Source organism: Rothia amarae (genome assembly GCF_014705945.2).
Lineage (GTDB): Bacteria > Actinomycetota > Actinomycetes > Actinomycetales > Micrococcaceae > Rothia > Rothia amarae.
Window position 1 is genome coordinate 827,284 of the sequence record NZ_CP061538.1, and the last position, 14,659, is coordinate 841,942.

The 14,659-nt window shown below is 54.8% G+C and carries 8 protein-coding genes; 6 read left to right on the forward strand and 2 right to left on the reverse strand.

What is annotated here, in order from left to right; genetic code table 11:
• The first annotated feature begins 13 nt into the window (after positions 1-13).
• Both IDM48_RS03945 and IDM48_RS03950 read left to right on the forward strand, forming a co-directional pair.
• The gene (locus IDM48_RS03945; protein ID WP_068171361.1) at positions 14-3,343 is read left to right on the forward strand and encodes an ATP-dependent helicase; all 3,330 of its coding nucleotides are present in this window, start codon (positions 14-16) and stop codon (positions 3,341-3,343) included.
• A gap of 7 nt (positions 3,344-3,350) precedes the next feature.
• Positions 3,351-6,998: an ATP-dependent DNA helicase gene (locus IDM48_RS03950; RefSeq protein WP_068171358.1), complete on the forward strand. Its 3,648-nt coding sequence runs from the start codon at positions 3,351-3,353 to the stop codon at positions 6,996-6,998.
• A gap of 30 nt (positions 6,999-7,028) precedes the next feature.
• On the opposite strand, the gene IDM48_RS03955 is transcribed toward IDM48_RS03950, so the two are convergent.
• Entirely contained in the window at positions 7,029-8,039 is a 1,011-nt protein-coding gene (locus tag IDM48_RS03955) for a phosphotransferase (RefSeq protein WP_068171356.1), read from the reverse strand.
• Between the two features lie 36 nt (positions 8,040-8,075).
• Here IDM48_RS03955 and nudC point away from each other — a divergent pair, with 36 nt between their 5' ends.
• Genes nudC through IDM48_RS03970 form a run of 3 tightly spaced genes read left to right on the forward strand, consistent with a single transcriptional unit; the run spans position 8,076 to position 11,697 of the window.
• Positions 8,076-9,197 (forward strand): NAD(+) diphosphatase, encoded by a 1,122-nt coding sequence (gene nudC / locus IDM48_RS03960; protein WP_068171353.1) that lies wholly within the window; start codon positions 8,076-8,078, stop codon positions 9,195-9,197.
• Between the two features lie 44 nt (positions 9,198-9,241).
• Positions 9,242-11,086 (forward strand): ATP-dependent helicase, encoded by a 1,845-nt coding sequence (locus tag IDM48_RS03965; RefSeq protein ID WP_190618147.1) that lies wholly within the window; start codon positions 9,242-9,244, stop codon positions 11,084-11,086.
• 35 nt (positions 11,087-11,121) lie between these two features.
• Positions 11,122-11,697 (forward strand): M48 metallopeptidase family protein, encoded by a 576-nt coding sequence (locus IDM48_RS03970; RefSeq protein WP_238398037.1) that lies wholly within the window; start codon positions 11,122-11,124, stop codon positions 11,695-11,697.
• 160 nt (positions 11,698-11,857) lie between these two features.
• Here the strand turns inward: IDM48_RS03970 and IDM48_RS03975 are convergent, their stop codons facing one another.
• Positions 11,858-13,315 carry a zinc-dependent metalloprotease gene (locus IDM48_RS03975; RefSeq protein WP_190618148.1) on the reverse strand — a complete coding sequence of 486 codons (1,458 nt, stop codon included), beginning with the start codon at positions 13,313-13,315 and terminating at the stop codon, positions 11,858-11,860.
• Between the two features lie 173 nt (positions 13,316-13,488).
• Between IDM48_RS03975 and IDM48_RS03980 the strand changes: the two genes are divergently transcribed.
• Positions 13,489-14,601 (forward strand): YlbL family protein, encoded by a 1,113-nt coding sequence (locus IDM48_RS03980; protein ID WP_190618150.1) that lies wholly within the window; start codon positions 13,489-13,491, stop codon positions 14,599-14,601.
• Positions 14,602-14,659 lie beyond the last annotated feature (58 nt).

Consider the following 14,659-nt stretch of genomic DNA (forward strand, 5'->3'; position numbering starts at 1 on the left):
TAGAGCGCACAACATGAACCAGAAATTATCAGGTTTGCCCCAGCACGAACTCATCCTCGGTGCACCAGGAACCGGCAAGACCGAGGGCATAATAGAGCGTGCCCACCGCTTTCTCTCAGAGGGCGCAGACCCCGCCTCTTTGCTGATACTCACCCCCACCCGTCAATCTGCTACTCGCATACGCGAAGAACTCACTGCCCGGGCGCAAACCACCATGTCTTCCGCGCCGATTCGCGCTTGGCAGGCATATGCCTTTGATGTTCTCCGACGAGCGCATGCTTTAGGCATCCTGCCCGGTCTAGAGTTCTCTCCCAAACTCATTTCCGGTCCAGAACAGGACGTCATGATTGCCGAGCTTCTCGCCGGACATAGCCGGGGAGAAGGTCTAGCAGTGTTCTGGCCCGTGGATTTACATGAAGCTCTAGGAACACGGGGTTTCCGCCACGAAATACGCGATTTCTTTGACCGCATGGCCGAATACAACCTCACCTCCGAGCACGTCAAAGAACTAGCCCAGCACTGGGACCATCCAGAATGGGCGGCAGCGGCGCAACTATATACTGAATATCAGCAGATACGCCGCCTACGGATGCCCAACGCTTTTGACCCTGCGGCATTGATTCATCAGGCAACGGAAACATTCCTGAAAAACCCTGAATTCCTAACTGCCGAACGTGCTCAACTGCAACTGGTTTTGGTAGACGATATGCAGGAGGCTACGCCCTCTATTTTTCGCCTTCTGCGCGTCTTAGCAGATTCAGAAAGTTCAGCAGAACCTGCCCCTGTATTTAGCGTGACGGTATGCACCGACACCGTAGTTCAAGGTTTCCGCGGCGCCCGTCCTACTCTCGCGAGCCAGCTTGAAGATATCTTGAATCACCCGCACCGAGACATGCTCGATGTTTCTTATAGAATGCCTCCTGACATCGCGCGCTCCTGGGAATCGGTAGCAACCCGCATTCCCGTCGTCGCCCAGGCACGGCATAGCCGTGATCTCACCGAACCGGTGGGTGATACCCAGGAACAGGCACTGTGGAATTTAGGCGACGACGGCACCCTGCTGGACCCCGAAAAGTCCCAGGACAATCGCCCTATCGTACAAGGGTTGACAGTCGAAACAGCCCAGCATGAATCACGTCTGATAGCGCAAATGCTTTTGGAAGATCATCTTTACCGAGGCAAAGCTTTTTCGCGTTCAGCGGTGATCGTCCGAAATGGTTCGGATGTTTCTCGTATCAAACGGGTTTTGGTGGGGCAAGGTATTCCCGTGCAAACGTCTTCTGCGCTCACACCTGTGCGTGATGAACCCGCGGTGCGCCCCTTCCTTGATGCCCTTTCGCTGATTCTTCTTGCTCCTTCTCCGCGCTCGTCTGAGGATGAAACTGAACCTGGTCAAGAAGAAACCCATACTCAGCGCCCTGCTCAAGGATGGGGAGTTGATACTGCATTGTCTCTTCTGACCTCCCGCTTGGGAGGTGCTTCTCCCATGGACGTACGCCGTCTCAGGCAGAGATTGCGCGCCGAAGAACTCCGAGCCGGAGGAACACGGTCCAGCGATGATTTGCTGGTGGAAGCGCTCTTGAACCCCAGCAACTTGCCGGCGGGAAATGCCGGAGCTGCTGCACGTCGAATCAGCAATGTTTTGGCGGCGGGAACCGAAGCTCTACAACAAGAAGGTGGAACGGCTGAAACGGTGCTCTGGGCGCTGTGGGAGGCATCGGGTCTTGCCCAACCTTGGCGAGAACAAGCCCTCTCTCAAGGAGTAGGAGCCGACCGCGCGCACCGCGACTTAGATGCCATGCTCGGATTATTCGAGGCAGCTGCTCGCTACGTTGACCAGATGCCCGGTGCCACCGCCGCACAGTTCTTGGATTACATTGATTCCCAAGATTTGCCGATGGATACCCTAGCTCAGCGGGCAAATTCTTACGATGCCGTTGAGATCCTTACCCCCGCACTCGCAGCGGGGAGGCAGTGGGACACTGTCTATATCGCCGGATTGCAAGAGGGCACCTGGCCCAACACCACCATTCGTGGTTCTTTACTGAATACCCAGCAACTCACCGATATTTTTGATGTGGGTCCGCAAGCAGCCGCGACTGTCTCTATCGGCGATCGAATACGAGATACCCGCTACGATGAGTTACGGCAATTCTCTACGGCTGTTTCCCGCGCCAGCGAACGCCTCATCTGTACTGCGGTTTCCTCGGTTGATGACGCACCGAGCGAATTTCTCGATATGGTAGCGCCAGCTCCAGAGGGGCAGCGCACCAACGTAGAAGTGCGGCGTCCTATGACCTTGCGCGCTCTCATCGCTGAGCTTCGCCAGTGGGCAGAAAAACAGGACGACGATTTCCACCGAGCACAGGCGGCAACTGAAATTTTGCATCGGCTCAATGATCCTGCCCAAACAGCGGGAGCCCACCTACCCGGTGTTCACCCTGCTACCTGGTGGGGTCTGCTACCGATTTCTTCAACTGGCGCAGGGTTCGGGGAGAACGAGCCAATTCCCATCTCACCGTCCCGGGTAGCCGAAATTCACCGCTCACCTCTGGACTGGTTTGTTTCCGCTTCCAAAGCAGAGGCGGCCACAGACCTATCGCGAACACTCGGTACTCTGGTACACGAACTTGCTGAAGACATGCCAGATGCTCCCCGGCATCAACTACTCGATGAATTACACCAGCGCATCAAACAACTGAACTTGCCAGATACGTGGGAGTCAGCGCAGGTGATAGAGCGTGCGGAAACAATGGTGCGAAAGTTTGCGCAGTACACCGCAGATCTTTCCACGCTGGGGCGCAAACTGGTGGGTGTTGAAGGTGCCTTTAGTGTACTCATTCCCGGGCCAGCGCGGGATGCTCTTCTGAGCGGACGAGTGGATCGACTAGAAGTGGACTCGCTGGGCAGATTCGTGATTATTGACTTGAAAACAGGCTCCACCCAGCCCACCAAAGCTGACCTGCAGAAGCACCCTCAGCTCGCCTCTTACCAGGTTGCATTGGAAGCTGGCGCAGGTGAGCACATGGCGCAAGCTTTTAGCGAGCACCATCTATCGCTACCCAACAAGCTGAAATTCGAGGGTCTTCAGGAACTTTCCGGTGGAGCCTTCCTCATTCAACTAGGTAGAGATACCAAGACGTACATAGAGCAAGAACAACCGGCTCTCACTTCTTCAAGCACTTGGGCTGTTGAACTCATTAATCGAGCGGCCGAACTGATTGCGGGCAACCATGTGGAGGCACGGCATACGTCGTCCTCCAGCAGTTCTTTCGGCATTCAATGCAAACTTCCCGATATCTGCCCGCTGTGCAACCGCGGCCGCCAGGTCACTCAGAATTAGGTCTACGATGCAACAACATTTATATACTCCCGAAGAAATTGCCGATGCTCTGGGACGTCCGCGCCCTACAGTTGAACAGTCAGCGATTATTGCCTCCCCCCTCACCCCGCGTTTGGTCGTGGCAGGCGCCGGATCGGGTAAGACGGCGACCATGGTGGATCGTGTGGTCTGGCTTGTAGCCAACGGATTAGTTCGAGCCGATCAAGTGCTGGGCGTCACCTTTACCCGCAAAGCCGCCGGTGAACTACGGGAGCGTATGCGTATGCGCTTGGAACAGCTACGCCGCTTAGACATGGTGCGTACTCCGCAGAATGAGGAAAATGCCCCGGTTTCAGATCCCAGTGTTTCCACCTACCACTCCTATGCCAATACGTTAGTGGCGAATTACGGTCTGCGACTGGGGATTGAACAGGATGCGCAGATGCTGGGTAGCGCACAGGCATGGCAGCTGGTCGCACAGCTGGTTGAGTTTGTAGATCCCAAACTGTTGCCGGTTGATCCGCCGTCGAAAAAGAGCATCATCGAGGGCGTGATGCAACTGGCAGGGGAGTGCTCCGAGCACCTCATTGACCCCGAAACCATCATTGAATGGTGCCAGCAGCAAATTGCCGCATTAGAAAACATCGATAAACCCGGGGCTGTGAGCGAGCGGAACAAACTGGTACAAAGGCTTCACAACCGTGTTTTCTATGCTCTTTTAGTGCAGCAGTATTCTCGCTTGAAGAAGCAAATGCAGGTTATGGACTATGGCGATTTAGTGGCGTTAGCTGCGCGTATAGCCCGCGAGATACCGCAGGCAAGTGCCACGGAGCGGGATCGTTTCAAGGTGGTCTTGCTGGACGAATTTCAAGATACGTCCCATGCTCAGATGCAGTTATTTTCCGATTTGTTTGGCGGAACAAAGGGGCGCGAAGAACATCCGGTCATGGCGGTGGGCGACCCCAAGCAATCCATTTATGGTTTCCGCGGGGCATCCGACGGCCAGCTGTTTAGCTTCTACAGCTACTTTCCCACCCAAGACACCACCGCAAGTTATCTGACCGTCGCGTGGCGAAATGACACGGCAATTCTTCATGCGGCTAACCGGGTAGCTGATCCGCTCAAAGTGCAACCCGCATGGGTTCGTTCACCTCACCAGGTGGACGTACCCGATTTGGTGGCCAGACCAGAACCGGGCGTCGGACAAGTGCTGATGGGCCGCTACCTCACTGACCAAGAAGAGGCTCGCTCGATGGTAGAGAAAATAGCCCAGGAACGAGCCCATCATGCTCACCGTCCTCTGACCGAAATGCCCACTATGGCAGTGCTGTGTAAGAAACGCGCCATGATGGAACCTATCCGCCAGGCATGTGAAGAGTTGGGTGTTCCCTATCAAATCGTTGGATTGGGAGGTTTGCTGGATACCCCTGAAGTAATCGATATGGTCTCTGTCCTGCGAGTTCTTGCTGACCCGGGGCGCTCGGATGCCCTGATGCGTCTCATGGCAGGTGCCCGCTGGCGACTCGGTTTATCTGACCTGCTGGCATTGTCCGACTGGTCCACCCACCTTGCACGCGAGCGCGAGAAAGCTATTCGAGAAGGGCGCGCGGAGAACCTTTTTGCCGACTTGAGTGAGCAAGAACGGGCAGAAGAAGAGGCAAGGCAGGCGAGGGAGACCGTTTCGGATATTACGGATCATTCCTCTTTGATTGAAGCGCTGGAAACCTTACCGAAACCGGGCTGGACGTCGGTCCGAGGTCGTTCACTGACCGAGGTGGGTCTGCAAAGGCTTCAGGCACTTGCTGCAGAATTCAGTTATCTTCGCCAATTTATGGCAGATGATATTTCAAGTTTGCTGGTAGAAATCGAGCGGACAATTCTGCTCGATATCGAGTTGGCGGCTAAGCCGGGGCGAGGGAACCATGAGGCGCGTCGAAATCTAGATGCCTTCCACGAGGTTGCCGCTCAGTATGCGATGAGCGCTCCGCGCATCAACGCCACCCTACATGCAGGAGCGGCAGCGTTTCAGAACAGCGATGAGCTGACTGAAGACGACGAACGAATACTTCGTTTCAGCTTGACCGCATCGAGCGGATCAGCCAGCGGAATTAACGGTTTCTTGGCATGGTTGGACGCCGCTGCTGCTGAAGAATCTGGGCTGGAAATGGCTGCTGAAGAGCCGCGTCATGATGCGGTGCAGATTCTGACGGTGCATGCCTCGAAGGGTCTTGAATGGGATCACGTCTACATTCCAGGGCTCTACCAAGGCGATTTTCCCCTGACAAAAGACGCGCGCTGGACCCAGAATTCGCAGACTGTTCCCTGGCCTCTACGCGGGGACAAGAACTTTTTGCCCGGGTGGAATCCCGACCACGAAAACCTCACTGATTTCAAGGCATATATAGGGCAGTTCAAAGAAGAAGCCCTGATACACAGTACTGCGGAGGAACGGCGTCTTGCCTACGTGGGTATCACGCGCGCTCGCACTCTTCTGATGCTGGGCTCGGCAGCTTGGAAAGGGACCGCGAGTAAGCCTGTGCAAGCTTCTGAATTTTGGGAGGAACTGGCTGAGGAAGCACAATTGAGTCCCCAGCATGATCCTGCGAGCGACATGCCGTTGATGCTGCGTACCTTGGACGAAACTCAGATAGGGGAGGAGAATCCTCAATCGGCGTCGCTCACCACCGCTCTATGGCCTTTTGACCCTCTGGACGGGCCCGAAATTATTCAGTGGAAGAACGAAGAAGAATGGGATCTGGCTCATGATGCAGGACATAGTTCAGAGAATACTTCCCCCTCTGCAGGTGAATCTATGACCACAGATATTCTTCGCGACCCGGCGGTTTCCCGGCGAGCGAGGCTTACCCGTGCCGCGCAAAACGTCCTTCGTGGTTCTGCGGAGGAGGGCGACTCGCCAGCTGTCATCGGAGGAGAACAAACCCAGCTGGACGGGCCTTCCATTGAGGATTGGCGTCAAGAAACCGAGCTACTCCTGGCGCTGCTCAACGAACCAACGGAGTATCGCGAGTTTGAGCTACCCTCTCATCTCAGCGCCTCGCAGCTGGTGGCGTTGAAAAGTAACACAGAAGCTGTTGTGAGTAATTTGATACGACCGATGCCGCAGCGTCCCGGCATCGCAGCCCGTCAGGGTAGCATTTTTCATGCCTGGGTGGAGTCCCATTTTGAGCACTCCGCAATGCTAGATATGGGAAATGAAGAGTTTGCCGACGATGACATTGATGATTCTTTAGATTTACCGCAACTACGGGAAAACTTTTTGGCGAGCGAGTGGGCAAACCTGCAACCGTGGGCAGTGGAATTTCCGCTCGAAACCCCGGTTGAAGGTATTTCGGTGCGGGGGCGAGTAGATGCTATTTATCGCCACATTGATGAATCGGGACATATGACGTGGGAACTGGTGGACTGGAAAACGGGTCGAGTTCCTCGTGCTTCTGAGATGGAGGCTAAATCCATCCAGCTAGCACTGTACCGGTTGGCTTTTGCCCGGTTGAATGACATCCCAGTTGAGGACGTTTTTGCCACTTTCTTCTACGTGGGGGCGGCAAAGACAGTGCGACCGCAACATCTGGCTGACGAAGAATCGTTGAAGAGGCTGATTCGTCGAGCGTACAAGGCTGGACAACAGGGGGAAGCGTCTCAGCGTAGAAAACGCTAAACCTACCTCTTATACTTAGAAAATGATGAGTTAGGGAGCCGCTACCGACCCTGACGGTTTATCATCTGGACTCAGCGCGAAGTTGGTCTTATCGTCGGTGATTTCTCCGACTCTGCGCAGATCATTTTCTAGTTGATGGAGCATGGCAAATGCTTCATCGACCATCGCCTGATCCTCTAATTCGATACCACGTATCAACCATTGGGCTAGGGCAAATTCGGCGTAAAGATTCGCGCGTAGCGCCAGAGAATTATCGGGGCGTTGCGGCATCTGTTCGGTATAGACGTTCATGACCCGGTCGCTAAAGGAACGGTCTTCGCAGGCAAGAAGCCAGGAGAAATCCATGGCAGGATCCCCCACACATACTTCGGACCAGCCGGTTACTTCGGTGACTTTTTTCTGGTTGAGGACCAGGTTATCTTCGTTGAGATCCCCGTGGATGACGCGCGGTCGAAAGTTCCATATGTGGGGGTCGGTGAGCAGTTCTCGCCAGCGGCGAATGAGGCCGGCGGGCACTTTGCCGGTTTTTTCGACTCGTTCGAGTTCTGTGAGACGGCGTTGGCGCAACTGTTCGGAGGTGTAGACCGGAAGGTCGGCGTCTTCAATAATTGTGGTGGGCATTACGTGAATGGTGGCAATTATGCGCCCCAGCGCGGTTGCTAAATCTTCGGTGCCCGGTTTGGCATGAGAGGAAATTTCTGCCAGTTCGTCAATGTCGTAGTGGCTACCGGGAATGTGGGTATAGATAAAAGTTTGCATACCATCGACAGGCACTGAGCCGACAATAGTGGGCACCTGAAAAGGAAGGCGCGCGCGCAAACCGGCGGAAAAGGACTGGAGAATTACGTGTTCAGCTTCTAAACGAACGCTTGCTTCGGGGTTCTTGGGAGAGCGGACCCGCCAGCGCTTATCGGCTGAATCGATAATGATGGCCGAATCAAAATCGACGGCATCGTCAGCAGAGGGGAGCGCGGCAACAGGATAGAGCCCGGGCACTCCGGCAGATACAATAGCGGCAAGTTGAAGCGGTGTAACAGTCACCTTTCCAGAGTACAAGAGAATCAGCAGGTCACAGCAATGAAGCAGGAATCTAACCCTATTTTTGAAGAAAACTCTACGAATTCTCGTGAACCAGGAGAATCTATTGCACCGTTAGGGTATCTGCCTCTGACTGGTACGCGACCTCGGATGGAGGGTGAAAATCGGGCTCGTCCAGGCTTTCTTTCTCAGCTTGTAGAGGATTTTCTGGGTGCAGAGAAATCCCAGAAGGAGCCGGTTCTCGTGGCAGTAGAGGGGCACGAAATCTTAGTGGATGAGACATCCAAGCCTCTGCAACTGAACGCTTCGATGATTAAAGCTGAAGTGCTCAGGCATTGGGTAGCAGAGCCGCAGCGCCAAGCTGATGTGATTTTCATCGGCAGAACACGCGAGGGGAGCGCGGTTCTGGCCTTGACGGGCAACTGGGAATACTTCTGTGATTTCAAGACCGAGCATCTCAACCTCTTAGGACCCGACGGAGAGCAACGAGCGCCCCGCGACGTCCTGGCCTCTCATGCCGAGGGGCACTGGCAGTCGGTGCACGAGCTTGCCGAACATGTAGCGAATTCTCAAGACGCAGAGTTAAAGATTTGGTTAGAACTTGCTGGCGCTGCTGTGGCATTGAACAACTGGCACAGAGGAGCAGCCTATGACCCGGCAACGGGGCAGGAAACTGTTGTGGCTCAGGCGGGATGGTCGCGTGTGAATTCTGCCGGTCGAGAGATTTTTCCCCGAACAGATCCGGCAGTTATTACAGCGGTAACTGCAACCTTTGACGGCGAAGAACGAATTCTGCTGGGGCAGGCACGCGCCTGGGGAAAGAATCGGTTTTCCACTTTTGCCGGGTTCATCGAAGCCGGTGAATCAGCGGAGAACGCAGTTCAAAGAGAACTTTTGGAAGAGTGCAACGGCGAAGTAGACAGCCTACAGTATTTGGGTTCGCAGCCCTGGCCTTTTCCGCGTTCACTGATGCTAGGGTATCGTGCTGAGATTTCTAACCCCCACCAGGTGCAAGCGGACGGCGAAGAAATAGAAACGGTACGCTGGTTTACCGCTCACGAGCTGAAAACCGCTCACTCCAGCGGGGAAATCAAGCTGCCCTCCCGCGCGTCAATCTCCCGTATGCTCATCGAGAATTTTCTCGGTGAACCGTTGGCATAAATTACACTGGAAGAGCCCTTTTAAACACAACCTTCAGGAGTTTCATGTCTACTCTGCCGAATCCTGCGCACTCATCCAGTAGCTCAGCGAATTTAGCAGAGCAGGCACCGCCGAGCCCTGAGTTGATTTTGCAGGGGCTTGATCCTGAGCAACGCCGGGTTGCTACTGAACTCAGCGGCCCCATGTGCGTGTTGGCAGGCGCCGGCACCGGTAAGACGCGCGCGATTACTCACCGGATCGCCTATGGAATTGCTACCGGCAGATACGTCCCAACCCGCGTCCTAGCTCTATCATTTACAACTCGCGCTGCCGATGAAATGCGGGTTCGTTTGCGGGCACTGGGTTCGGTAGGAGTGCAAGCCCGAACCTTCCACTCGGCAGCTTTACGGCAGCTCCGATTCTTCTGGCCGCAGGCGGTTGGCGGCTCCGAACCTCGCATCATTTCCCATAAAGCTCAACTGATTACCGAGGCCGCTCAGCGCCTGCGTATCAGCGCCGACCGGGCGATGATTCGAGATCTCGCCGCTGAAATTGAGTGGGCAAAGGTCAATATGTACACCTATGACACCCTCATGCCACATCTGGCAGATCGCGTTTTGCCCTCGGATATCACCCCCATCAACATGTGCCGCCTTTTCAAAGCCTACGAAGATCTCAAAGATGAGCGGAACATTATTGATTTTGAAGATGTTCTGCTTCTGACCGTGGGGGTCTTAGAGGACGATGAGCAGGTCGCTGCCGCCGTCCGCCAGCAGTACCGGCACTTCGTCGTCGATGAATACCAGGACGTTTCTCCCCTTCAGCAGCGGCTACTGGACGCCTGGCTAGGCGGGCGCGATGACCTATGCGTAGTGGGTGATGCCTCACAGACCATTTACTCCTTCACCGGCGCAACGAGCCGCCATTTGTTGGAATTTACCCGCCGCTACGACAACGCCAATGTCGTCAAACTAGTGCGAGATTACCGTTCCACCCACCAGGTCGTTGAACTAGCAAATACCCTCCTGAACTCCCGCAAGCCGGCTAAAGATTCCACCCCGGGAGCCTGGGCCAAACCTTTAGAGTTGGTATCTCAGCGGGGGACAGGGCCCACCGCAGAGTTCTTCGAATACGCCGACGACGAGGACGAGGCCGCGGGCATCGCCGAAGACATTCAAGATCTCATCACCAAAGAGGGCGTCGAGCCGTCTGAAATTGCCGTGCTTTTTAGGACGAACGGTCAATCAGCTGCACTGGAACAGGCACTCACCGACGAAGGTATTGCCTATCAGCTACGCGGGGCAGAGCAATTTTTCTCCCGCCCCGAAGTCAAAAATGCCTATGCCCAGTTACGCGGTGCCGCCGCTGCGATTTCTGATGATCCGGTGCCCCAAGCCACCCGCGATATCCTTAAATCCCTGGGGTACACCGCTAAGGGGCCCTCGGCGTCCGGCGCTGTTCGCCATAAATGGGAATCGTTGGCTGCACTCGTCTCTATGGCAGATCGCCTGCACAACGAGCGAGAAAAAGCGCGCGATCAAGCCCACGATAACGGCGCCAGCGAGCTTCCTCGTCCCTTCACCATGCCGGAATTCGTGGCAGTACTCGCCCAGCGGATGGCGCACCAGGATCCACCCAAAATGAACGGTGTGACCCTGGCATCTCTCCACTCGGCGAAAGGCCTGGAATGGGACGCCGTCTTCCTCTGCGGTCTCAATGAAGGGCTCATGCCTATTTCCTTTGCCAAAACGGGCGATGAAATAGATGAAGAACGCCGCCTGCTTTATGTAGGCATCACCCGCGCTCGCAAATATCTCACCTTCTCCTGGTCGAGGGCGCGCACCCCCGGCGGCCGGGCGAATCGACGCCGTTCGCGTTTTCTTGATTCCATCGCGCCCCCTACTAAATAATCAACCTTTGAGCTTGCCCCTAGAAAGCGCCGCCCTTGCCACGTTCAAGCACTTCTGAAAGCGTTATTCCTGCCACTGAATCCATGCCGGAGATTGTGGTGGTGCGTTCCTCCCGGCGCCGGAAAACGGTGAGCGCTCGCATGGACGACGACGGGCGAGCACGGCTCATGGTTCCTGCAACCAGCAGCCCCCGCGAGGTGCAGGAGTACATTCAAAAGTTGCTCCCAGATTTGCTCAAACAGCGTCAGCGGAATAAGAGACAGCAGGATGCGCGGGCCAGCGATGAATATTTGATAGCTCGTGCCGAAGCGCTGATGGAAAGACTCCCGAAGATGACTCGCCCCACCAGTATCCGTTGGGTGACTAATCAGAATACGAGGTGGGGATCTGCTACCCCTTCACGCGGAAGCATCCGCCTTTCCCACGTCTTGCAGGGTGCCCCAGAATATGTGATTGATTTTGTGTTACATCACGAGCTGTGCCATTTTATCGAGCTCAACCACAGCGCACGCTTTAGAGCATTAGAAAGCCTCTACTCCCGAAAAGCGGAGGCAGAGGCTTATCTGGCAGGTTTAAGCGCCGGGCTCAAATTCCAAAAACTAAAGGGTTGATTCAAGGGGATAAGCATCCAGCACGCACAGCAACGGTGAACTTACCTTCTCGCATGCTTCGCTCGCGCTCAGTGAAGCGATTGGTGCCAGACCCAGCCAGTTCACCGTACTGCTGTGCCCGAGTGTGGAGATCTGGCCTTATACCTTATCCCAAAGCTTGCTAGTCCTTATCTGAGTCCGAATCGTCGGGCTTATCGGAGTTCTTGTTTTCCGAAGCGTTATCCGTTTCAGATTGCTCAGACGCCTGATCTTCGTCGTAGCCGCCAGAAAGGAGCTTCTCCAAAGCGGCGTCGAACTCGTCGTCAGATGCGGTGACCATCTCGACGCGCTTCGTGTAGGCATCGAGGTCATCCAGCTCGTCGCCGGTAGGTAGTGTTTCGGGAGCGCTCCACAACTCATCGCGGGCGTCTTTACCGCGTTCTTCACCGTAGGAACGCCAGAAGTTAGCGGCTTCTCGGTTCTTGCGGGGGTGCAGTTCCAATCCCACAAGTGCTGCGAAGATATGCTCGGCAGGTCCTCCGTTGGCATGACGGCGGTTCATGGTTTCCGCCAATTGTGCCGCCATAGGCAGGTTTTTGGTAGCTTGCTCGGTAATGACAGTTACCCAGCCCTCTACGAGCGCCAGCAGGGTTTCCAAACGCGCCAAGGCAAGTTGCTGATCTTCGGTATTCTGCGGGGTGAAAATTTCAGCAGCGAAGGCTTCCTGCATGGCGTCGGGGTTCATAGGGTCAATCTCTTGAGCGGCGTCCTGCATTCTCTCAATATCTACATGAATTCCGCGGGCGTAGCGTTTTACCAAATCAATAATGTCTTGGCGCAACCAGGGGTTTGCCTTGTAAAGGCGTACCAGCGCAGCTTCACGGACCGCCAGATACAGCATGACTTCCTGGGCAGGGATTTCTAGCCCCTCGCCGAAATTTTTGATACCCGCTGGAACTAACGCTGAGCGTCCCTCTGCCATGGGAAGACCGACGTCGGTGGAGGAGACTACCTCTGCCGCAAGTTTGCCGATGGACTGACCAGCTTGGGCGCCAAACATCATGCCACCGATTCCCGAGAGAATATTGGTTTGACCGCCCAGCAGAGATTTAATTTCTTCAGGTAGCTGTGAATCCATGGAGTTATTCATGGCTTCAGACATTGATTCGGCAATGGGGCCGGCAATTTCTTGGAATACTCCAAAAGTATTCTCTACGTATTCAGACTTTGACCACGCCTCAGTCTGAGAGCTGGGGCGTTCAAAGGCGGTCACCGGGTCTAACCAAAGATCTGCCAGCTGGGTGGCGTCTGCAACCGCTGATTTTTCGTTGGAAGTTACAGAGGCGTCGCCATCGGCAGATACCACCTGACGCGCAGTTTGACGGGCAAGATCCCAATTCACCGGTTCGTCGGTCGAGGAGCTACTCATCATGGCGCTCACCTGGGCAAAAATACCCTGCATCATAGCGGGATCAATGGGCATGCTACCCATGTTTTTCATCATGTCAGGGTCTATGCCCATGGCGGAAGGGTCAAAATTACCCCCAGGGAACCCGCCATTTTCAGAGAGCTTTTTGAAAAATTCTTCGAACGGATCGGAGCCGTCGTGGTTTTCGTGTGAATTGTTCGATGAAGCCATAACACGTCTCTCCTTGCCACATATTTTGGTGATTATTTTCCTCTACGTTACCCAACGAGCCTGAGTGCTGGCTAATGTTTTGCCCACAGCTATGAAAACGTACAGCAAACAACCAGCTTGAATCCGCTACCACAATCTACGAGGGACCCTGGGCGAGCCGGTAACCTAGAACAATGACTTCCCGCGATTCATCAAATCCCGCATCTACCAATTCCCGCCTGTTACCCCGGTTACGCACCGGGCGTCCATCTGCTCGCACCACTGCAGGTTGGGCTACAGGTTTGTTGCTGGTAGCGGGTTTTGTGGTTCCCGTTGATTTCGTGACCGAGGAGCCTGGCCCCACCTTTAACACCATTGGCGATTATGAGGGTCACCAGCTCATTTCAATTGACGGTGCTAAGACCTATGATGTTTCAGGCAATCTTGATATGACGACCGTGTCGGTAGCGGGTGGTCCCAACACCACCCTCACCGCAGTACCTGCTCTGGCAAGCTGGTTAAGCTCAACCAGCACGGTACTTCCATCGGACTTGCTGTACCAACCCACCGTCACCAGTGAGCAAGTAGCTGAGCAAAACACTGCGGATATGACTAATTCTCAGGAGATAGCTCAGGCAGCTGCCCTCAATTATCTGGGTAAACCGGTGAAAGAAAAGCTGAAAGTAGCCTCACTGACTGAAAATAGCCCCAGTCAAGGAAAGATTCAAGAAGACGACATCTTGCTTAAACTGGGCTCAACAACCTTGGAAAATTATGGGCAAATTGCTGAGATTTTAGACAAGAACCGCGACAAGCCCCTTGCCGTCACCGTCAGCAGAGATGGTAAAGAAATCACCGAGACCATCACCCCTCAGCGCAGCGATGACCATGGCCGCTACCTTCTAGGTCTCGCGCTGGATCGCTCCTATGAGTTCCCGTTCAAGGTCGAGTACGGTCTAGAAGAAGTAGGCGGGCCCAGTGCCGGCATGATGTTTGCCTTAGGAATCATTGACGAGCTCACCGAAGGCAAGATGACCGGCGGCGTTCACTTCGCGGGAACAGGAACTATCGAGTCCAATGGCGATGTTGGGCCTATTGGCGGTATCGCCCAGAAAATGGTGGGAGCGAAAGACGCCGGTGCCACGGTTTTTCTTGCCCCAGCAGATAACTGCGACGAAGTGGTAGGGCATATTCCTGAGGGGCTGTCCGTGGTGAAAGTTTCCAATCTGACAGAAGCAGCCGATGCCGTGAAAAAGATTGGGGCAGGAGAGGATCCTTCCACATTCCCCACCTGCACCGCTGAGTAAAAGCATCAAAACAAGAGCATAAAAAATCTCCGCCCGAATTTTTCGGGCGGAGATTTCT

Coding starts and splice junctions, on each gene's coding strand:
- IDM48_RS03945 (WP_068171361.1), top strand. CDS start 14: ATGAACCAGAAATTATCAGGTTTGCCCCAGCACGAACTCATCCTCGGT.
- IDM48_RS03950 (WP_068171358.1), top strand. CDS start 3,351: ATGCAACAACATTTATATACTCCCGAAGAAATTGCCGATGCTCTGGGA.
- nudC (WP_068171353.1), top strand. CDS start 8,076: ATGAAGCAGGAATCTAACCCTATTTTTGAAGAAAACTCTACGAATTCT.
- IDM48_RS03965 (WP_190618147.1), top strand. CDS start 9,242: ATGTCTACTCTGCCGAATCCTGCGCACTCATCCAGTAGCTCAGCGAAT.
- IDM48_RS03975 (WP_190618148.1), bottom strand. CDS start 13,315: ATGGCTTCATCGAACAATTCACACGAAAACCACGACGGCTCCGATCCG.
- IDM48_RS03980 (WP_190618150.1), top strand. CDS start 13,489: ATGACTTCCCGCGATTCATCAAATCCCGCATCTACCAATTCCCGCCTG.